This is a genomic window from Sphingomonas sp. Ant H11, assembly GCF_000797515.1.
In the GTDB taxonomy this organism is placed as follows: Bacteria; Pseudomonadota; Alphaproteobacteria; order Sphingomonadales; family Sphingomonadaceae; genus Sphingomonas.
The window spans coordinates 1-18,710 of record NZ_JSBN01000061.1 but is presented as its reverse complement, the minus strand read 5'-3'; the positions used below and the strand labels follow the sequence as shown (position 1 = coordinate 18,710).

Genomic DNA, 18,710 nt, shown 5'->3' with positions numbered 1-18,710 from the left:
GAAAATCGCGGATTTCATTTTTAGTCCTGACCAACGCCACACTGGACCGGAAGATTTGCGACCGCACAATATTAACCTTAACGCCATATCACTTATATTCTACACGCCCACAACGCAAATAGGAGGAGTGGGACGATACGCCGTCTATGTCCTCATGACTTTTCTTGTACCACGATCGCCGACTGTATATTTCAACTACATCGCTGAATTTTTACGAGAAAGCCTGCGTATATTCGCAAAGGAGACGTGGGAGGGAGTGCGGCTACCTCTCAGACGCAATCTTCGGGAAACCGTATTGGGTCCAGTCTTCTCGTTTCGAAAAAGGCGGCTGTCAGTACACCGACTCGTCCGGCATCACCGCTTGCGCGATCGTCCTTGCGTCATCGGATCGGGCTTACGCGGCGGCGTCCATCCGGGCGGTGGGCTGACGCGCTGCTGACTGGAACCGAGCCCCATTGCGCCCGGCTGTTGCCGCGTCAGACCTGCGGTGTCGGCCGATGCCGCTGCAGCGGCATCCGCACCGCCGCGGAGCAAGCTGATGCGGTCGCGCAGCCTCCGCGCTTCCTCGAAATCCAGCGCCGCCGCCGCTGCTTCCATCCGTGCCTGAAGATCGGCCAGTTCGTCCATCCGTGTTCAACGCAGTGCGCAGCGCCGGGGATCCGTCACCCCTGCCCGCTGGCGGCCCAACGCCCTTTCAACAGCCGCGCCAACGCCGCCGGGACACCGGGCCGCACCAGCAGCCAATCGCGCAACGCCGGACCTTGCACGGCACCCAGCGTCTGTTTGTATCCGCTGTCGCCCGCGCCCCAATCGACCATTCGAATCCCCGCTCCCCGTGCATGCATGAGATTGCGATACGCGAGCAGCTTGCCCGGCGAATGTCTGGCGACAGCAGGGTCATAGCTGTTGGCGATGGCGTAGCGCGTCGGGCCGCAATCGAGATCGAAGGAGAAGGCGCTGGGCACACCCTTGATGGTCAGCAGCGCCGCCGACATCATTCCCGCCAGGATCGGATCGCGCGCTGCCGCGCGCCAGAACCGGCCATGGCCGGTGCGGGTGAACTTGGCATCGCGCCCGTCAGTCTTCGCCCCGATCCAGCTCCGTCCCTCGACCTGCGCGAAGGCATCGAAGGCAAGTTCCCACTCTCCAGCGCCGACAAAGCGCCAGTCGAGCACACCATGTTCGGCCAAATGCTTTTCATGGAAGCGATTCTTGCGCAGCGTCGATCCGCGCGGCCAATCGTCCTGCGTCAAATCGAGCACGAAACTGTTGGCGACGAAGCGGTCGAGCGCCGCCCACCCTTTCGCCCGGGCCCGCGCGAGCAACGCCTCGATCGTCGGATCGCCGTCGCAGACTGGCCCGATCCGCAGCGCGTTGACCGAGCGCCCGAGCGTGTCAAGCAGCGCATCGACCGCGCGGGTGCAACCCGCGCGTGCATGGGAAAGCCGCGGAACGGCCAATAACAGCCCGGCACCATCGCGACGCGCGCCAACGTCGGCCCGACACCGACAAACGGCAGAGCGATCACCGGTTCGTCGTCGTCTTCCACCACAATCGTGCGCGCCGCGCCGCCATAAGCCTCCAGCGCCGCCGCATACCATTGATAGCGCAGGAAACGTTGCGCGGCAGGGGCGGCTTCCGCCACTGCATCGATCGCGCCCGACAGGCCATCGAGCACGCTCGCCCGGGTCGGCGACGGCAGGCGCGTGAACTCCGCGAGCAGCATCGGCTTGGTCATGGCGCACGGCGTTAGCGCAACTGGGTTACCATTCGGTGCAGAGCACCGCTTGCGTCGCGCGGCGACACCCCCCAATGTCGAACGATGTTCTCGATCCCCGCTGTCAACACGATCGCGCAGACGATCCAGCTTTCGCTATCCCCGGTGTTCATGCTGGCCGGAATCGGTGCCTTGCTCAACGTGCTGGCCGGACGGCTTTCCCGGGTGGTCGATCGCGCCCGCGCGGTGGAGGACCTTCACCCCCGCTCGGTCGGGCCCGAACATGACCGCCACGTCTGGGAATTGCGGCTGCTCGACCGCCGCATGTCGGTAATCAACGCGGCATTGGTGATGGCTGTGTCGAGCGCGGTAATGACGTGCCTGGTGGTGGCCTTGCTGTTCGTCGCGGTGCTGATCAAGCTCCACATCGGTACCATCGTCGCGCTATCCTTCATCCTGGCGATGGGATTGTTGATCTCGGCGCTGGTGTCGTTCCTGATCGAAGTGCGCATGTCGCTGACCGCGATCCACATCCGCCCGGAATTGCTGGAACGCTAGGCGCTAACGCGCGCCATCAAGCCCCGGCCCGGCATCGTTGGTCGCGGCATAGGTGGGCGCAACCCGTGCTTTGGCCGCCTGTTCATAGACATAGCCCGCCTGCAGCACCGTCGAATCCCCCATCGCCGTCGCGATGAAGGAAAGCCCGACCGGCACGCCGCGCACCAGGCCCATCGGCACCGTCAGGTGCGGATAGCCAGCGATCGCGGGCAGCTCGCTGGCACTTGGGCCGCTGAACTGATCGCCATAGACCGTGTCGGACAGCCACGGCATACCGTAAGTCGGCTCCACCAGGATCGTCGCCTGCGCCTTGGCGAGCATCGCATCAATGCCCTCCTTGCCCGCCAGCCGCAGCGATTTCGCGCGCGCACCGAGATATTCGGGGTCGGCGAGGCCGCGCGTCTTCTCCGCCGCTTCAAAGGTTTCCTGCGCGAAGAACGGCATTTCGGTCGCAGCAGTGGCAGTATCGAAGGCGATCACATCGGCCAGCGTGCGCGTTTTTTACCGCAGGCGGCGTCGTCTTCAGATAGGCGTTCAGATCTGCCTTCAATTCGGTGTGCAGCACCAGCGACTCGGCCTCGCCGACCCCGGATAGTTTCGGTGCTTCGACATCGACCAGCACCGCGCCCTGCGCCTTCAGCACGGCGAGCGCGGCCTCATATTTGGTCTTGAGAAGATCGGGCATCTCGGGATGGAGCACCGCCACCCGCACGCCCTTCAGCGACGCGCGCGCCAGGTCGCCCGCATAACTGTGCGCGATCGCATAGGCGATATTGATACTCGCTGCATCGGCGGGATCGTAGCCGACCATCGCGTCGAACAGGATCGCCACGTCGCGTACGCTGCGCGCCATCGGCCCCGGCGTATCCTGGCTGTGGCTGATCGGCACGACATAGGTGCGGCTGACCAGACCTAGCGTGGGTTTGAGGCCGACCAGCCCGTTCATCGAGGAGGGGCACACCACCGATCCGTCGGTTTCCGTTCCAACCGCCGCCGCCGCAAAGCTGGCCGCGACCGCCGCGCCGGATCCACTCGACGAGCCGCACGCGGTCCGGTCCAGCGCATAGGGGTTGCGCACCAACCCACCGACCGCACTCCACCCGCTGATCGAATTGCTCGAGCGGATATTGGCCCATTCGCTGAGATTGGTCTTGCCCAGGATCACCGCGCCCTGCCGCCGCAGCCCCGCCACCAGCGGCGCGTCGCGCAAGCCGACATTGTCCTTCAGCGCCAGGCTGCCCGCAGTGGTTGCGATCGGATCCTTGGTCTCGATATTGTCCTTGATCAGCACGGGCACGCCATCGAGCGGGCCCAGCACCTTGCCCGCCTTACGCCGCGCGTCGCTCGCGCGCGCCTGCGCCAGCGCATCGGGGTTGATCGCGATCACCGCGCGGAGTTTCGGTCCACTGCGATCCATCGCCGCAATCCGCGCCAGATACGCCTGCGTGATTGCGGCGCTGCCCGTCCCGTGCGCCATCAGCGCCTGCAACTGCTCGATCGAAACCTCTTCGATCGTTGGCAACGCCTCCTTCGAAACCTGGGCGGTCGCCGGTGCGACAGCAAACGCACACAGCACCAACGAAGCGATAGGGATCCGCATCAGTTTCTCCAGGGCCGCGATCCAACCGAACGCACCCTGGATCATGCCGTCGCTCAGGCGACGCGGCAAGCGCTCACTCTATAGATCACTCTTTGTCGGCCTCGGGTGGTTGGACCGTCAGGCGGCGCTGTCCGCCACGCCCGAACACGGCGTCCCACGCTTGTTGGTAAGCGAGGTTGCGTTGCCTGCGCTTACCCCGCCTGACGGCAGCGCGACGCTGCTTCAGCAGCTGCAACACCTCCCAAACCGCGAACGCAATTACACAGGCAGCTATACCCGCAAAGATAGCCATATTTACGCCCCCAACGACTCACACGCAACACGTTGCAGCGCAGCATCTAGCGAAAATCATGGTTTCGGTCGCGTTAAGATATACGATTTGGAGGGCCATTACGGGACACTCGCCCCTCGGCGTTACCCAAAATGAAAAGAGGCTGCCGGGGGCCTCACGGCACCCCGGCAACCTCCTGACATGGTCAGCGGCCGGAAGCTCCAGCTTGGGAGACCATGCGGACCGCATCAGCTTCGACGGGGATGGCGTTGTCTGGGGGAAAATACCCCCCGCCCCTACCGTCAACGGGTTACCCCGAAAAGCTTAGCGGTGCGTCCCCCGAACGAACTGAACCGACCCCATTGCTGAACCATGAGACATCGGATCACCTCCTTTCGCTAGTTGAAAACAGCGTGACCAAGACCGGTCACGACTCGTGTTTGAATCATATAAATTTACGAAACAAGTCTTGTAATGTTCGAAGATTTCGACGATTCTCTTTCGCCTGCCCGAAGGACATCGATTGCGGGTTCCACGGCCGACCGAGAGCCCTGCTCAGCGACGGCAATCCTCGATCACCCGGCCGATCTCGGCCCAGGCGGGCACCACCAGGGTCGGTGCACTGGGTTGCTCGACAATGAACGCCCGCGACTGAACGCCATCGCATCGAGCAGCGGGTCGCGCGCTTCCAGCGCGACCGTTGCCTGCGCAGAATCGGCGTTGGCAGGAAGCGCGGTCAAAGTGCGTGCAAGACTGGTAGTGCGTACCAGCAGCGGCGCGGTCCCGGATCCTGATCGCGACAGCGACACGATACTCGACCCGCGATCGCACCGCAGTGTCAGCAACGCCTCGCCCCCGGATCGGCCGAAAGCGGCCACCGATCCGGCGACATCGGCGCGATAGCTCCAATCGCCGGGCGTTACCGCCCAATCGCGCCAGTCGAGCGGTTGCGGCGCGGACGGCGTGGGCGGCACGGGCACCGGACGCGGCACCGCGACTGGCGGCGAGGGCGGCGACGCGGGCGGGCTGACGCAACCGCCCACCGCCAGCACGGCGGCAAGAACAGCGGAACGAACGGAAAATTTGGGCATGTAACGGTGTATGCGCGAAGCGGAGGCCGCGCTCAACCGCCGGTCTTGCACCCCGTCGCGATTTCGCCTCTGGTGCCCGGCAAGGAGAGACGCATGGCACTCGAGGCGAAGCGGCTGCGCGCCATCATCGGCGGATCGGCGGGCAATCTGGTCGAATGGTATGACTGGTACGCCTATTCCGCGTTGTCGCTCTATTTCTCCGCCTCTTTCTTCCCCAAGGGCGATCCGACAGCGCAATTGCTGAACACCTCGGCGGTGTTCGCAGTCGGTTTCTTCATGCGGCCGATCGGCGCTTATCTGATGGGCCGCTATGCCGATCGGCATGGGCGCAAGGCCGGGCTGGCGGTGTCGGTGGCGTTGATGTGTGCAGGCTCGCTGATGATCGCGTTTGCGCCGACCTACGCCACGATCGGGATCGCCGCGCCGATCCTGCTGCTGGTCGCGCGGCTGCTGCAGGGGCTGTCGGTCGGCGGCGAATATGGCGCGAGCGCGACCTATCTTTCCGAAATGGCGACGCGGCGGCATCGCGGTTTCTGGTCGAGCTTCCAATATGTCACGCTGATCGGCGGGATGCTGAGCGCGCTGGCGGTAACACTGCTGCTGCAGGCGGTCTTTACCAAGGCGCAGATGGACAGTTTCGGCTGGCGCATCGCCTTTGCGCTGGGCGCGGCGCTGGCGCTTGGCGTTTATCTGCTGCGGCGTGGATTGGCGGAGACCGCGTCCTTCCGGGCGCTGGCGGTGGATCGCCCGGCCTCGGGCATGGCGGCCTTGTGGCGCGCGCATCCGCGCGAATTTCTGCTGGTCGGTGCGATCAGCGCGGGCGGTGGCCTCGCTTTCTATGCCTACACCACGTACATGCAGAAGTTCCTTGCCAACACCGTCGGCTTTTCGGTGCAGACCGCGACCGCGATCATGACCGCCGCTTTGGTGGTGTTCATGCTGGTGCAGCCGCTCTTCGGTGCGCTGGCCGATCGCGTCGGGCGCAAGCCGATGCTGCTGCTGTTCGGCATTGGCGGGGCGATCGTCTCGGTGCCGGTGTTCAGCGCATTGGAAAACGTGCACACGCCCGGTGCCGCCTTTGCCATCGTGCTGGTGCCGCTGCTGCTGCTCGCGGCCTACACCTCGATCAGCGCGTTGGTGAAAGCCGAGCTGTTCCCCGCGCACATCCGCGCGCTCGGCGTCGCCTTTCCCTATGCGATCGGCAACGCGGCCTTTGGCGGCACGGCGGAATATGTCGCATTGAGCCTGAAGGGCTGGCACATCGAAAGCGCCTTCTACTGGTATGTCAGCGGGATGCTGGCGCTGACCAGCGTGTGTTTCTGGCTGCTGCCGGAAACGCGGCAGACCAGCCTGATCGTGGAGGATTGAGGGAACTCTCAGGGCCATTGCGCCGTTTCGGTTGCGCATCAAAGGAACCACCATGGCCCAGACCGAACCCACGCAATTGCTGCTGCAATCGAACAAGACCGACACGATGCAGGTGCGGAGCCGCGATGGCGACAAGATCGGCAGCGTGTATGCGATGATGGTCAACAAGCGCACCGGGCACACGCTGTATGCCGTGCTGACGATCGGCGGGTTTCTCGGCATGGGGCGCGCTTATTATCCGCTGCCCTTTTCGCTGCTGCAGTTCGACCCGGTCAACGACACCTATATCGTGACGATCGACCGCCGCGTGCTGGAAGGCGGCCCGAGCTGGGCAGCCAACCCGCCCGAATTCGACCAGGCCTATGCCGACCGGGTGTCGAAATATTATGATGTGGCGGGCGAGGATCTGTCGCTGGGCTAAGCGGCGTCGCGCGCAACGCTCAATCGCAAGCCCATTGCGCCCAGCACCGCCGTCAGTGTTTCCAGCGTCGGGTTTCCGTTTTCGGAGAGCGCCGCATACAGCGCCTGCCGTCCAACACCTGTCTTCCGCGCGATTTCGGTCATGCCTTTGGAACGGGCAACAATGCCAAGGGCGCGCGCAATATGTTGGGCGTCCCCACCGTCCATCGATGCGTCGAGGAAGGCAATCACTTCCTCTTCGGTGTCGAGATATTCGGCCGGATCAAAGATCGTCGTTTTCAGCGCCATACTCTTCTCGCCTCGCCAGTTCGATCGCCGTTGCAATGTCACGGCGTTGTCCGCTTTTGTCACCGCCTGCCAACAATAGAACGATCGCGCTACCCTGCCGCTTGAAATAGACCCGATACCCTGGGCCAAAATGCAGCCGCAACTCCTCGACACCCTCACCGACCGACTTGGCATCGCCGAAATTGCCATCGGCAACGCGCAGCAGTCGATCGAAAATCCGCGCCCGACCTCGAAGGTCGCGCAGGGATGTGAGCCATTCGTGGAATTCGGAAGTTTGCCAAACCTCATTTATCTGTCCTTTATAAAGGACAGATTTGCGCCTGTCAAAGTCGTCGGTCACCGGGAAGCTCCTTTCCCGAGATCATCCGAGATTACACCATCGCGTCACAACCACAAAAGCTGGCCATACCTTGATCGCCCTCACCTCGCCCGCCGCGAACTCCCTGCCATCCCAGCGCGCATCTTCTGGCTCTTGCCGTAGCGCGTCTTGCGCGTGCCAGGCTTCCCCTCGTTCGAGCGGCCCATCACCGGGGCTTTTTGCTGGTCGACCGGCAATCCCAGTTCTTCCTGCTCCAGCTGCCGGATCTCGTCGCGCAGGCGACCGGCGGTTTCGAACTCCAGGTCCGCGGCCGCCGCGCGCATCTTCTTTTCGAGGTCCTCGATATAGGCGCGCAGATTGTGGCCGACCATGTGCGGGCGGTCCTCATCGATCTCCACCGTCACCTGATCACGGCTCGACACATCCTGGATGATGTCGCCGATGTTGCGCTTGATCGTCGTCGGCGTGATGCCGTGCGCCTCGTTATAGGCGCGCTGCTTTTCCCGGCGGCGGTTGGTTTCGTTGATCGCGCGCTCCATCGAGCCCGTCATGCGATCGGCATAGAGGATCACACGGCCATCGACGTTGCGCGCCGCGCGGCCAATCGTCTGGATCAGCGAGGTTTCCGAGCGCAGGAACCCTTCCTTGTCGGCATCGAGGATCGCGACCAGCCCGCATTCGGGAATATCCAATCCCTCGCGCAACAGGTTGATGCCGATCAGCACGTCATACACGCCAAGCCGCAAATCGCGGATCAACTCGATACGCTCCAGCGTCTCGACGTCGCTGTGCATGTAGCGGACCTTGAGCCCCGCCTCGTGCATGAACTCGGTCAGATCCTCGGCCATGCGCTTGGTCAGCGTCGTCACCAGCGTGCGATAGCCAAGCTCGGCGGTCTTGCGCGCCTCGACGATCAGATCCTGCACTTGCTCCTCGACCGGCTTGATCTCGATCGGCGGGTCGATCAGCCCGGTCGGGCGAATGACCTGCTCGGCGAACACGCCGCCGGTCTGCTCCATCTCCCACGCGCCCGGCGTCGCCGAGACATAGGTCGTCTGCGGGCGCATCGCGTCCCATTCGTTGAAGCGCAGCGGCCGGTTGTCGATCGCGGACGGCAAGCGGAAGCCATATTCGGCAAGCGTCAGCTTGCGGCGGTGATCGCCGCGCGACATGCCGTTGATCTGGCCGATCGTCTGGTGGCTCTCATCGACGAACAAAAGCGCGTTCTCGGGCAGATATTCGAACAAAGTGGGCGGCGGCTCGCCCGGCATGCGGCCGGTGAGGAAGCGCGAGTAATTCTCGATCCCCGCGCACGAACCGGTCGCCGCGATCATCTCCAGGTCGAAATTGGTGCGCTGCTCCAGCCGCTGCGCCTCTAACAATTTGCCCTCGGGCACGAGTTCCTTGAGCCGCTCCTGCAGCTCGAACTTGATCGCCTCCATCGCTTGCTTGAGCGTCGGCCCCGGCGTCACATAGTGGCTGTTGGCGTAGATGCGGATCGAGTCGAGGCTCGCCACCTTCTTGCCGGTCAGCGGGTCGAACTCGACGATATCCTCGATCTCATCACCGAAGAACGACACGCGCCAGGCGGTGTCGTCATAATGCGACGGGAACACCTCCAGCGCATCGCCGCGCACGCGGAAATTGCCGCGCTGGAACGCCGCATCGTTGCGCTTATACTGCAAGGCGACGAGCTTGCGCACGATTTCGCGCTGGTCGACGGTCTGGCCCTTTTTGAGGTCGAAGATCATCGCCGAATAGGTTTCGACCGAGCCGATGCCGTAAAGGCACGACACCGAGGCGACGATGATCACATCGTCGCGTTCAAGCAGCGAGCGGGTGGCGGCGTGGCGCATCCGGTCGATCGCCTCGTTGGTCGAGCTTTCCTTCTCAATGTACGTGTCCGAGCGCGCGACATAGGCCTCGGGCTGATAATAATCGTAATAACTGACGAAATATTCGACCGCATTCTCCGGGAAAAAACGACTTCATCTCGCCATAAAGCTGCGCCGCCAGGATCTTGTTGGGGGCGAGGATCAAAGCGGGGCGCTGCACCGCCTCGATCACCTTGGCCATAGTGAAGGTCTTGCCCGAGCCGGTGACGCCGAGCAGCACCTGGTCGCGCTCGCCCGCTTGCGTTTGCGCGACGAGTTCGGCGATCGCGGTCGGCTGGTCGCCCGCTGCCTGATATTCGGAGACGAGCTTGAACGGCTTGCCCCCTTCCGCCTTGGGCGGGCGCGCCGGGCGGTGCGGCACGAAGCTGACGCCGGTTTCAGGTTCGTCGAGCGTGGTGCGAATCTGGATTGCCATAGCTCGTCAATATGGGAAGGAATGCGCCACACACAATCACACACCGGCGCCCGCAGCGCACATCCCCGGGGGACTCTTTCCACATGACTTTCCGTATCATGGCGCTGCTCGCGCTGCCGCTCGCCGCGAGCGCCTGTTCCCCCCGACGCGCCGGTCAAGCGCCAAGCGGGGAGCTGGTCGCAGAAGATCGAGATCGTGAAGTTCGAAGGCAAGGGCGCAACCCCCGAAACCAAGACGCAGATGCAGAAGATGTTCGATGCGATGAGCACGATGTCGGTGTGCCTCACCCCCGGCCGCGGCCGCGAAAGAAGACATGGGCAAGGCGATGGAACAGATGTCCGCGCGCGGCCAGAATTGCACCTTCGCCAAGAAGGACGTGACCGGCGCCAGCATCGCGATCGACGCGACCTGCAAGCAGCCCAATGGCGGCACGGTCAAAATGATGATGACCGGCACCAATAGCGCGACCGCGCAGGACATGACGATGAAGACCGAAGGCTTCGCCGCCAATGGCACGCAGGAAGGCACGATGGAAATGCACGTCAAATCGACGCGCAACGGCGAGTGCAAGCCGACCGACGTCACCCCGCCCGAAGCGCCCGCGACCGGCCCGGCACCGGCCAAGCCGTAAACGCGAAGGGACGCACCGGACCCGCGCGCTATGGGATCCGGTGCGTCTTCTCGCCCCTTAAAGCGGGCGAGTGGGATATGGGATCGGCGGATAGATCACTGGCTTGTCGCCATAGCGAGCGTGGAGAGCCACGTCTCGACGCTCGTCTTCATAGTCATCGGGGTTCAGCTCGTCCGGGAACTTGAACACTGCGTTGAATTTCGTCCCGAGCACCTCATACTCGATCACTTCCCAGCGCTTGCTCGGCTCTTCCGTTTCCCACGCCTCGACGAGCAAATCGATCAACGCGCGACTTGGGTCGAAATAGCGGACGTGGTTTCCTTCGTCCTTAAAGACTCCGGCACCGACCACACCCTCCTGCAGCTCGGCGTAGAGATATGTTTTATCGGGGTCGCCACCCACAATCCGACCCAGTTCGTGGCCGATCTGCTCGAAAATCGGGCCCATCATGTCGAATTTGCCCGCCATCCTCTTTGCCCTCATAACGGATCGGTCGGATATGTGATCGGCTTGTCGCCGAATTTCGCCTTGACCATGCGGTTGCACCGGTCGGCCTCGTCCTCGGACTCGTCCCAACCTTCCGCATATTGGAAACGCGCGTCGAATGTATTGCCCGACACCGTCATAATCACGGCGTTCCATTTCTGGTCGGGCGGTGCCGAGTACCAGAGGTTCAGAATTTCACCCGATAGCTCGGCGCAGAGAGTGTCTTCTTCCAACATTCGGTACGCGACGCTTTCCGCCAGATCCTTGAAAACGAACGGAGCAACCCACCCGTCATCAGCCTCGGCATATAGAAATGCATCCCCCCGCCCCGGGCCCAGCAATTTTCGATACACGCGCAGCTATTTCCGAAAGAATGGGGCCAGCGCTTCCCGTTGCAAAATTCTTACCACGTAACATGTAGCGGCTTCGGCATCCACGATCCCGCGATCACGGAGAATTGCCAGGGAATCCGATCCAGGAGAATGTCAAACGATAGCTTCTGCACCGTCAGGTTCCATTTGCCGCCGTCCGGCGACAACGATCCGCCACGTTGCAGAAAGCTCTCTCGCAACACTGGCACGGAAGAGTGGCCGATGGACTGCCATTGCCCGAGCACAGCTTCCAAAAGCTGATCACACACATCGAGATCCGCCTGGGCCGGGGTCAGTGAGGGCCAGACCGGTGCATCTGGTGATAGTCCGCATAGCAGCTTGTTGAGCGGTAACGCCTCCGCCGGTGCATCGAGACGTGTGTCCACTAGATATTGCAGCAGATGGACAGCGCGGGACGCACCTTCGATCCCGACAAAATGAGCTGAGCCATCGCCATCATCTGTCAACATGTCGAGGCGATTGAACAGCGTGTAAAGAAACGGACCAAGCAGCACGAGCCCCGCATTTTGAACCACAATCGGATAATCATTTCCCAGCAAGGCTGTTTCCTGACCTATAGGTTCTTGGCACCCGGATCGATCGCGTCTTGAAACTTCTCCGTTTCGTCGAGACTTCCTGTGCCGCGCCTACCCCAAATCGGCACAGAACTTTACAGCAATTTTGAGAACAAAAAGAAAAGTATAGTTACGCCACCCGCCTATACGCCACGCGCCACATCGTCCAGCCGATCAACGCGGCGACCAGGGCCAGGATCAGGCTCGTCGCGACCGCGCTGATCCAGCGGAACAGCAGCGTCTCGCTGTCGGTGACCGGCATTGCGAACACGCCAAAGCCATAGGTCTGCCCGCCGAGGAACAGCGCGAACCCGGCCAGCGCGCCGACCAGAATCGCCATCCACGGTCCGCGTTGGCCAAAGGCGTGGCATAGCAGCCAGACCGGGCCACCAATCGCCACCGCCGCCATCGCCGTAATCACCGCACCGACCAAGAATCCGGCCAACAGCTCAAGCGGTGCAGCACCGCTGCCGATCAACACCAGCACGGTCGCGAACACGCCGCCGACCAGGCCACCGGCGGTAAGCGCCAGCCCCGCCCGGTCCAGCGTCGCCTCGTAACGGTACAAACTCCCCTTCGACGCCACGTCCCGATTCTCCCCGGGGCGGGGTCTTAGCATCGCGCGGCAGACCTCCCAAGTCCGCCATTCGAGCGGCGTGCAGGGGCGGAACGCCGCGTCCTTGGTCTCATGGCAGCGCCAGGGCAGCCTTCGGCAACGCGCGTTCGATTGGCCCGCGCTCGATCGGCACGACCGGCAGCGCGGGGTGGAAGGGAGCGATTTCCGTAGGGTGGCCAAGCGCAACCGTGCCGAAACCGTGCAGCCCCGTAACCTGCGTCACCGCCGCCAACAGGCGCGGCGGCGTGTCATAGCCTTCGTAGGACAAACGGAACGTGCCCCAATGGATCCCGATCCCGCTCGATGCGCCCAGCCGACGATACGCCTCGGCGGCGTCGATCGGCCCGATATGGCTGCCCGCGACCATTTGCCCCGGCGCGAAGCGGAAGGCGCCGATCGGCAGCAGCGCAAGCCGAACCGGGCCGTACGCCGCCGCCTGATTGGCCCAATTGAGGTCCCCCGGACCGGTGTCACCCGCAAAGAACAGATTGCCGCCGGGCAAGCGCACGACGAAGCTCGACCACAAAGCGCGGTTGCGATCGGAGAACCAGCGGCTGCCCCAATGGTGATTGCGCGTGACCACCACCTCGACGCCTGGCTTCACGGCGATCTTCCCGCCCCAGTCTAGCGCCTTGGAGGGCACGCCCACCTGGCCGATGACGCTGTCATTGCCGAGGCTGGTGACGATCAGCGGGCGGTCACGCTCCCACAGCCGTTTCAGCGTGGTCAGGTCCATATGATCGTAGTGATCGTGGCTGACGAGCACGAGGTCGATCCTGGGGAGTTTATCGAACGCGATCCCCGGCTCCGCGACGCGCGCGGGGCCGACGCCGAGCGGCCCGGCGGTGCGGCTCCACACCGGATCGGTCAGGATGTTAAGCCCCTGCGTCTGCACCAGCACCGTCGCATGGCCGACCCAGGTGGCGACCATCCGCGCACCCTCGACCCGCGCGGGCGGTGCAACCGGGTGGACGGCGACATGATCGGGCCATTCCGGCCGTCCGTCGCTATTGGTGAGATAGCGCCACAGGAAATTCCCGCGGCCACCGTTGGGCGGGGCGATGTCGTCCTCGGCCCCATCGGGATTGAAGAAGCGCTCGCCATTATAGTGCGCGGTCGGGAGACCCGCATAATAGCGCGCATCCAGAAAGCGCGGGATGATCGTGACCGCAAGGCACAGCACGATGACGATCCACAGGATCGCCTTACCCAGGAGACGGAAAAATCGCATCAGCGTTCCTTGTGGGATGACCCTGCGCGGCGCAAGCCTGCGCGCCTCACAGGCTGCCGACCAGCGCGAAGACGACGCCGATCGCCACCAATATGAGCCCTAAGATTTCGCTCCGGCTGGTCTTCTCGCCGAGATAAAAATGGGCAAACGCCATGGTGAAGGCAACTTCGATCTGGCCGACGATCCGCACCAGTGCCACCGGTGCCGACGCAAAGCCGGTGAACCAGCACGCCGACGCGACCGAAGACATCAACCCGACCTGCCCTGCCACGCGCCATTCCGAAAAGACGCGCGCGACCTGATCCCGTTCCCGCAGCAGGAGATACGCCCCCTGTGCCACCGTCTGCGCCGCAACGGTCGTGGCGAGCACGATCAGCGCGGCCCGGATATGGTCTGGCGTGGCCACCGCCTGCGTTGCCGCGCGAATACCGATCGTGGTCAATGCGAACATGAAGCCGGAGGCGATGCCATAGCGCGCCGCCGGTTGCCCGAGCGCACGGAGAAACGCTCCCGCTGCCATCCGCTTGCCGCCAGTTGAAAGGACCATCACCCCGGCGACGCCGAAGCCGATGCCGACCCAGGTCGGCAGGCTCAGATGATCGCCGAGCAGAAACACCGACAGCAGCGCGCTCTGCACCGCCTCGGTCTTGGAATAGGCCGTGCCGACGACGAAATTGCGCTCGCCAAACGCCATCAGCAACAAATTGGTGGCGATGATCTGCGCCAGTCCCCCGCCGAGGCAGAAGGGCACGAACCACACGCCCAACGCCGGAAACGGCGTGCGCGCAAACACCGCTTCATAGGCTATCACCAACAAAACCGCGACCGGCAGGCCGTAGAGATAGCGCACCAAGCCGGCGGCGTTGATCGAGAGCGTGCGCGACACACGCCGTTGCACCGCCGTTCGCCACGCCTGCAGCGCCCCGCCGATCAGCGCGGCGGGGAGCCAGATCGGAGCGATCAAACCCGATCGCCAATCACACCAGCAACCCCTCGCGCGCGATCTTTTCTTTCCACACCAAGGGCGCGAGTTGGTGGACGTTGGCGCCGGTCGAATCGACCGCCACCGTCACCGGGAAATCGACCACGTCGAATTCGTAGATCGCTTCCATGCCGAGATCGGCAAAGCCGACGACCTTCGAGCCCTTGATCGCGCGCGCGACGAGATAGGCTGCCCCGCCGACCGCCATCAGATAGGCGCTCTTGCCCTCGGCGATCGCCTTGGTCGCATCGGGGCCACGCTCGGCCTTGCCGACCATCGCCAGCAGGCCCTGGCCCAGCATCATGCGCGTGAACTTGTCCATCCGCGTCGCGGTGGTCGGGCCAGCCGGGCCGACCACTTCCTCGCCGACCGGATCAACCGGGCCGACATAATAGATCACGCGGCCCTTGAATTCGACCGGCAGCGGCTCGCCCGCGTCGAGCATGTCCTTGATGCGCTTGTGCGCGGCATCGCGGCCAGTGAGCATCTTTCCGTTGAGCAACAGCCGGTCGCCTGCTTCCAGCCCTGCACCACCTCGGGCGTCAGCGTGTCGAGATCGACGCGGATCGCAGCGCTGTCGGGCTTCCAGTCCACCTTCGGCCATTCGTCGAGCTTGGGCGCTTCGAGGAAGGCCGGGCCCGAACCATCGAGCACGAAATGCGCGTGGCGCGTCGCGGCGCAATTGGGGATCATCGCGACAGGCTTGCCCGCAGCATGGCACGGCGCGTCGAGGATCTTGACGTCGAGGATGGTCGACAAGCCGCCCAGCCCCTGCGCACCGATGCCGAGCGCGTTGACCTTGTCGAAAATCTCGATGCGCAAGGCCTCGATATCGGTCTTGGCCCCACGCGCCTTCAGCGGGCCCATATCGATCGGCTCCATCAGCGCTTGCTTGGCGAGCAGTACGCAATGTTCGGCCGTGCCGCCAATGCCGATGCCCAGCATCCCCGGCGGGCACCAGCCAGCCCCCATTTGCGGCAGCATCTCGATCACCCAGTCGACGATCGAGTCGGACGGGTTCATCATCTTGAACTTCGACTTGTTCTCGCTGCCGCCGCCCTTGGCCGCGACATCGACCGAGACGCGGCTACCCGGCACCATCTCGACGTGCAGCACGCACGGCGTATTGTCCTTGGTGTTGCGGCGGGTGAAAGCGGGGTCGGTCAGCACCGAGGCGCGCAATTTGTTGTCGGGGTTCAGATACGCCAGCCGCACGCCTTCATCGACGATCTCCTGCAGCGATCGGCTGGTGTCGTCAAACCGGCAATCCATACCCCATTTGATGAAGACGTTGACGATGCCGGTATCCTGGCAGATCGGGCGGTGCCCCTCGGCGCACATCCGGCTGTTGGTCAGGATCTGCGCGATCGCATCCTTGGCGGCGGGGCCCTGCTCGGCCTCATACGCTTCGCCGAGCGCACGGATATAATCCATCGGGTGATAGAAAGAGATGAACTGCAGCGCGTCGGCCACGCTCTCGATCAGATCGGCTTCGCGGATGATGGTGGTCATGATGAACTCCTGTCTTGCGCCGCGCCTTAAGCCGATGTTGCGGCCACGCCAAGCGCGGGGGGTGACCGCGTCCGTCGCCCCGCCGCCGCATACTCATTTTGGGTGAGGTCGCCGCGATACAAGGAATTCAGAAAGGATGCCCCCTTACCCGGGGGCGTATGAACTTCGGAACCCTTCTTATATTGATCGCATCGGGCACCTTCATGGTCATCGGCGTAACCGCAGCGGCCTGGGCGCGCGCGCAATCGTCGCGCCGGATTCGCGATGCCGACCTTTCCGAACCACGAAGTCAGCGGGCGCAATTGCTGATCCATGAATTCGAAGCGCATACCAATGGCTGGTTCTGGCAAACCGACGCCGACGGTCACGTGCTGTATCTTTCCGACAAGGTGGCGCGCGGCCTCGATCGCCCCGATGCCCCCGCCCTTGGACAATTGCTGAACAAGCTGTTCCGCATGGATAGCGCTTCGCCCGAAACCGAGCGAACGCTCGCCTTTCATCTCGCCTCGCGCACCGCCTTTTCCAACTATTCGGTCCGGCCGGCGAACGACACGACGCTAGACCGCTGGTGGTCGATTTCGGGGCGCCCGATATCCGATGCGGACGGGCGTTTTCTGGGTTTTGTCGGCAGCGGCAGCGATTTGACCGAGCGCCGCCGCGTCGATGCGGAAATCACCCGCCTGGCGCTGTTCGACAGCCTGACCGGGCTTGCCAACCGTCAGCGTTTGCGGCTCTCGCTCGAACAGACCCTCCATCAGCCAGGCTCCGTGCCGCGCAAGACCGCGCTCTTCCTGCTCGATCTGGACCGATTCAAAAGCGTCAACGATACGCTGGGCCACCAGACCGGGGACGCGCTGCTCAAGAAAGTCGCCTTGCGACTGCAACGCACGATCGGGGAGGTCGGGCTGGTCGGACGACTCGGCGGCGACGAATTCAAGGTCATCATCCCCTTCGCGCCCGACCGCGAGGCGCTGGCCGAACTCGCGCGGCGGGTGATCAGCGAACTTTCGCAACCCTATAGCATCAATGGTTCGGCGATCAGCATCGGCTGCTCGATCGGCGTGGCGATCGCGCCGACCGACGGCACCGATGCCGAGACACTTGTCCGCAACGCCGATCTCGCGCTCTATGCCGCCAAGGGCGACGGCCGCGGCGTGCACCGCTTCTTCCGCAGCGAGTTGCTGATCGGCGCGCAAAGCCGCAAACAGCTTGAGGACGATTTGCGCGGGGCGCTCGCCGCCGACCAGTTTTTCGTCGCATACCAGCCGGTGGTCAGCACCCGCACCCAACGCATTGTCGGTTTTGAGGCACTGTTGCGCTGGCAACACCCGACGCGCGGGCTGGTCAGCCCGAGCGAATTCATCCCGGTCGCGGAAGAGTGCGGGTTGATCGAAACGATCGGGGAATGGGTGTTGCGCACTGCGTGCATGGAAGCAGCGGAATGGCCGCATGACATCCGCGTCGCGGTCAATGTGTCGCCGATCCAGTTTGCCAACCCCGCTTTGTCCACCATCGTCACCTCGGCGCTCGCGACATCGGGGATCAAGCCCGACCGGCTCGAGCTCGAGATCACCGAAGGCGTGTTCGTCGATGAAAGCCCCGCCACCGAACAGATGTTCAAGGCGCTGAAGGGATGCGGCGTGCGGCTGGCGCTGGACGATTTCGGCACCGGCTATTCGTCGCTCGGCTATTTGCGCAAGGCCCCGTTCGACAAGATCAAGATCGACCAGAGCTTCGTGCGCGGGGCGGCAATCGCGGGCAATCGCAACGCCGCGATCATCAAGGCGATCGTCACGCTGGCCGATACGCTCGGCATGGAAACCACTGCCGAGGGGGTGGAAACGCATGACGAAATCGCGCTGATTGTCGAACTCGGCTGCAGCCACATCCAGGGGTATGTCTATGGCAAACCTACCTGCGCGGCGGAGGTGCGGGAGCGTCTGGCCCTGGCAGGCGATATGGCCACCGCCTGCGGCTTCCGCAGCAGCCGCTCACCCCGGACCTCGCTGCTGCGCAAGGCGCGCATCCGAGCGGGCGACGTCTACGGCGACGTGCGCATCCGCAACATTTCCAGCGGCGGCGCGATGATCGACGGGATCGATGTCGAGGACGACGCGGGCGCGCTCGACGTCATGATCGAGTTGCTGGAAGGCCAGATGCTCCCGGCGCGCTTGCGCTGGGCGGCGGACGGCAAGGCCGGTCTCGAATTTCTCGAAGCCTTCGACCTTGACCGGCTCGCCGCTGCGACACCCGCCATTCCGGCGCGCAAGGCGGGTTGATCGCCTGCCCTGGCGCGGCCGGAACGGCGCAGTTCGGTTCAGCCCACGCTGTTGCCGGTGGCGGCCGGAGCCGCTGCGGGCGGCG

Annotated in this window: 17 protein-coding genes and 3 pseudogenes; 5 read left to right on the top strand and 15 right to left on the bottom strand. The window is 63.7% G+C overall.

What is annotated here, in order from left to right; genetic code table 11:
* Positions 1 to 354 precede the first annotated feature (354 nt).
* From NW75_RS12175 to NW75_RS26510, 3 genes are read right to left on the bottom strand one after another with little or no spacing between them, the layout of a single operon-like run.
* The gene (locus tag NW75_RS12175) at positions 355 to 627 is read right to left on the bottom strand and encodes a UvrB/UvrC motif-containing protein (protein ID WP_033965491.1); all 273 of its coding nucleotides are present in this window, start codon (positions 625 to 627) and stop codon (positions 355 to 357) included.
* 35 nt (positions 628 to 662) lie between these two features.
* Complete coding sequence (locus NW75_RS26515; protein ID WP_231565172.1) at positions 663 to 1,325, bottom strand: GNAT family N-acetyltransferase; 663 nt, start codon at positions 1,323 to 1,325, stop codon at positions 663 to 665.
* Positions 1,250 to 1,738 carry a hypothetical protein gene (locus NW75_RS26510; protein ID WP_231565171.1) on the bottom strand — a complete coding sequence of 163 codons (489 nt, stop codon included), beginning with the start codon at positions 1,736 to 1,738 and terminating at the stop codon, positions 1,250 to 1,252. Before NW75_RS26510 ends, NW75_RS26515 begins: the two co-directional genes overlap by 76 nt.
* A gap of 84 nt (positions 1,739 to 1,822) precedes the next feature.
* On the opposite strand from NW75_RS26510, the gene NW75_RS12165 reads away from it, so the two are divergent.
* Positions 1,823 to 2,275 (top strand): DUF2721 domain-containing protein, encoded by a 453-nt coding sequence (locus NW75_RS12165; protein ID WP_033965490.1) that lies wholly within the window; start codon positions 1,823 to 1,825, stop codon positions 2,273 to 2,275.
* A gap of 3 nt (positions 2,276 to 2,278) precedes the next feature.
* Here the strand turns inward: NW75_RS12165 and NW75_RS12160 are convergent.
* A pseudogene (locus NW75_RS12160) lies at positions 2,279 to 3,875 on the bottom strand (amidase).
* 846 nt (positions 3,876 to 4,721) lie between these two features.
* On the bottom strand, positions 4,722 to 5,237 hold the full coding sequence (locus NW75_RS12150; RefSeq protein WP_331386139.1) for a hypothetical protein: 516 nt from the start codon (positions 5,235 to 5,237) through the stop codon (positions 4,722 to 4,724).
* Between the two features lie 93 nt (positions 5,238 to 5,330).
* Between NW75_RS12150 and NW75_RS12145 the strand changes: the two genes are divergently transcribed.
* A complete protein-coding gene (locus NW75_RS12145; RefSeq protein ID WP_033965488.1) occupies positions 5,331 to 6,605 on the top strand; it encodes an MFS transporter in 1,275 nt (424 codons plus the stop codon).
* Between the two features lie 52 nt (positions 6,606 to 6,657).
* Complete coding sequence (locus NW75_RS12140) at positions 6,658 to 7,026, top strand: PRC-barrel domain-containing protein (protein WP_033965486.1); 369 nt, start codon at positions 6,658 to 6,660, stop codon at positions 7,024 to 7,026.
* On the opposite strand, the gene NW75_RS12135 is transcribed toward NW75_RS12140, so the two are convergent.
* The 3 genes and pseudogenes from NW75_RS12135 to uvrB form a co-directional block, all read right to left on the bottom strand.
* Positions 7,023 to 7,313 carry an addiction module antidote protein gene (locus NW75_RS12135; RefSeq protein ID WP_033965485.1) on the bottom strand — a complete coding sequence of 97 codons (291 nt, stop codon included), beginning with the start codon at positions 7,311 to 7,313 and terminating at the stop codon, positions 7,023 to 7,025. The genes NW75_RS12140 and NW75_RS12135 overlap by 4 nt on opposite strands.
* A complete protein-coding gene (locus NW75_RS12130) occupies positions 7,288 to 7,653 on the bottom strand; it encodes a type II toxin-antitoxin system RelE/ParE family toxin (RefSeq protein WP_231565170.1) in 366 nt (121 codons plus the stop codon). Before NW75_RS12130 ends, NW75_RS12135 begins: the two co-directional genes overlap by 26 nt.
* Before the next feature lie 80 nt (positions 7,654 to 7,733).
* Positions 7,734 to 9,942, bottom strand: a pseudogene (gene uvrB / locus NW75_RS12125) (excinuclease ABC subunit UvrB).
* Positions 9,943 to 10,267: 325 nt separating this feature from the next.
* Between uvrB and NW75_RS26500 the strand changes: the two are divergent.
* Positions 10,268 to 10,573, top strand: coding sequence for a DUF3617 domain-containing protein (locus NW75_RS26500; protein ID WP_231565169.1), 306 nt, complete (start codon positions 10,268 to 10,270; stop codon positions 10,571 to 10,573).
* 57 nt (positions 10,574 to 10,630) lie between these two features.
* Here the strand turns inward: NW75_RS26500 and NW75_RS12115 are convergent, their stop codons facing one another.
* From NW75_RS12115 to NW75_RS12085, 7 genes and pseudogenes are all read right to left on the bottom strand, one after another.
* Complete coding sequence (locus tag NW75_RS12115; RefSeq protein ID WP_033965484.1) at positions 10,631 to 11,041, bottom strand: hypothetical protein; 411 nt, start codon at positions 11,039 to 11,041, stop codon at positions 10,631 to 10,633.
* Positions 11,042 to 11,052: 11 nt separating this feature from the next.
* Positions 11,053 to 11,412, bottom strand: coding sequence for a hypothetical protein (locus NW75_RS12110; RefSeq protein WP_033965483.1), 360 nt, complete (start codon positions 11,410 to 11,412; stop codon positions 11,053 to 11,055).
* 50 nt (positions 11,413 to 11,462) lie between these two features.
* Positions 11,463 to 11,990: a contractile injection system tape measure protein gene (locus NW75_RS12105; protein ID WP_033965482.1), complete on the bottom strand. Its 528-nt coding sequence runs from the start codon at positions 11,988 to 11,990 to the stop codon at positions 11,463 to 11,465.
* 145 nt (positions 11,991 to 12,135) lie between these two features.
* Positions 12,136 to 12,591 (bottom strand): hypothetical protein, encoded by a 456-nt coding sequence (locus tag NW75_RS12100; RefSeq protein WP_033965481.1) that lies wholly within the window; start codon positions 12,589 to 12,591, stop codon positions 12,136 to 12,138.
* Between the two features lie 100 nt (positions 12,592 to 12,691).
* Positions 12,692 to 13,852, bottom strand: coding sequence for an MBL fold metallo-hydrolase (locus NW75_RS12095; protein ID WP_033965480.1), 1,161 nt, complete (start codon positions 13,850 to 13,852; stop codon positions 12,692 to 12,694).
* Positions 13,853 to 13,898: 46 nt separating this feature from the next.
* Positions 13,899 to 14,816 (bottom strand): EamA family transporter, encoded by a 918-nt coding sequence (locus NW75_RS12090; RefSeq protein ID WP_033965479.1) that lies wholly within the window; start codon positions 14,814 to 14,816, stop codon positions 13,899 to 13,901.
* Positions 14,817 to 14,829: 13 nt separating this feature from the next.
* Positions 14,830 to 16,346 (bottom strand): annotated as a pseudogene (locus tag NW75_RS12085) (fumarate hydratase).
* 158 nt (positions 16,347 to 16,504) lie between these two features.
* Between NW75_RS12085 and NW75_RS12080 the strand changes: the two are divergent.
* Entirely contained in the window at positions 16,505 to 18,625 is a 2,121-nt protein-coding gene (locus NW75_RS12080; RefSeq protein WP_033965478.1) for a putative bifunctional diguanylate cyclase/phosphodiesterase, read from the top strand.
* Positions 18,626 to 18,710 lie beyond the last annotated feature (85 nt).

Bases quoted from the DNA above. Each gene is read 5' to 3' on its own strand.
- NW75_RS12175 (WP_033965491.1), bottom strand. From the start codon at position 627: ATGGACGAACTGGCCGATCTTCAGGCACGGATGGAAGCAGCGGCGGCG.
- NW75_RS26510 (WP_231565171.1), bottom strand. From the start codon at position 1,738: ATGACCAAGCCGATGCTGCTCGCGGAGTTCACGCGCCTGCCGTCGCCG.
- NW75_RS12165 (WP_033965490.1), top strand. From the start codon at position 1,823: ATGTTCTCGATCCCCGCTGTCAACACGATCGCGCAGACGATCCAGCTT.
- NW75_RS12150 (WP_331386139.1), bottom strand. From the start codon at position 5,237: ATGCCCAAATTTTCCGTTCGTTCCGCTGTTCTTGCCGCCGTGCTGGCG.
- NW75_RS12145 (WP_033965488.1), top strand. From the start codon at position 5,331: ATGGCACTCGAGGCGAAGCGGCTGCGCGCCATCATCGGCGGATCGGCG.
- NW75_RS12140 (WP_033965486.1), top strand. From the start codon at position 6,658: ATGGCCCAGACCGAACCCACGCAATTGCTGCTGCAATCGAACAAGACC.
- NW75_RS12135 (WP_033965485.1), bottom strand. From the start codon at position 7,313: ATGGCGCTGAAAACGACGATCTTTGATCCGGCCGAATATCTCGACACC.
- NW75_RS26500 (WP_231565169.1), top strand. From the start codon at position 10,268: ATGGAACAGATGTCCGCGCGCGGCCAGAATTGCACCTTCGCCAAGAAG.
- NW75_RS12115 (WP_033965484.1), bottom strand. From the start codon at position 11,041: ATGGCGGGCAAATTCGACATGATGGGCCCGATTTTCGAGCAGATCGGC.
- NW75_RS12095 (WP_033965480.1), bottom strand. From the start codon at position 13,852: ATGCGATTTTTCCGTCTCCTGGGTAAGGCGATCCTGTGGATCGTCATC.
- NW75_RS12080 (WP_033965478.1), top strand. From the start codon at position 16,505: ATGAACTTCGGAACCCTTCTTATATTGATCGCATCGGGCACCTTCATG.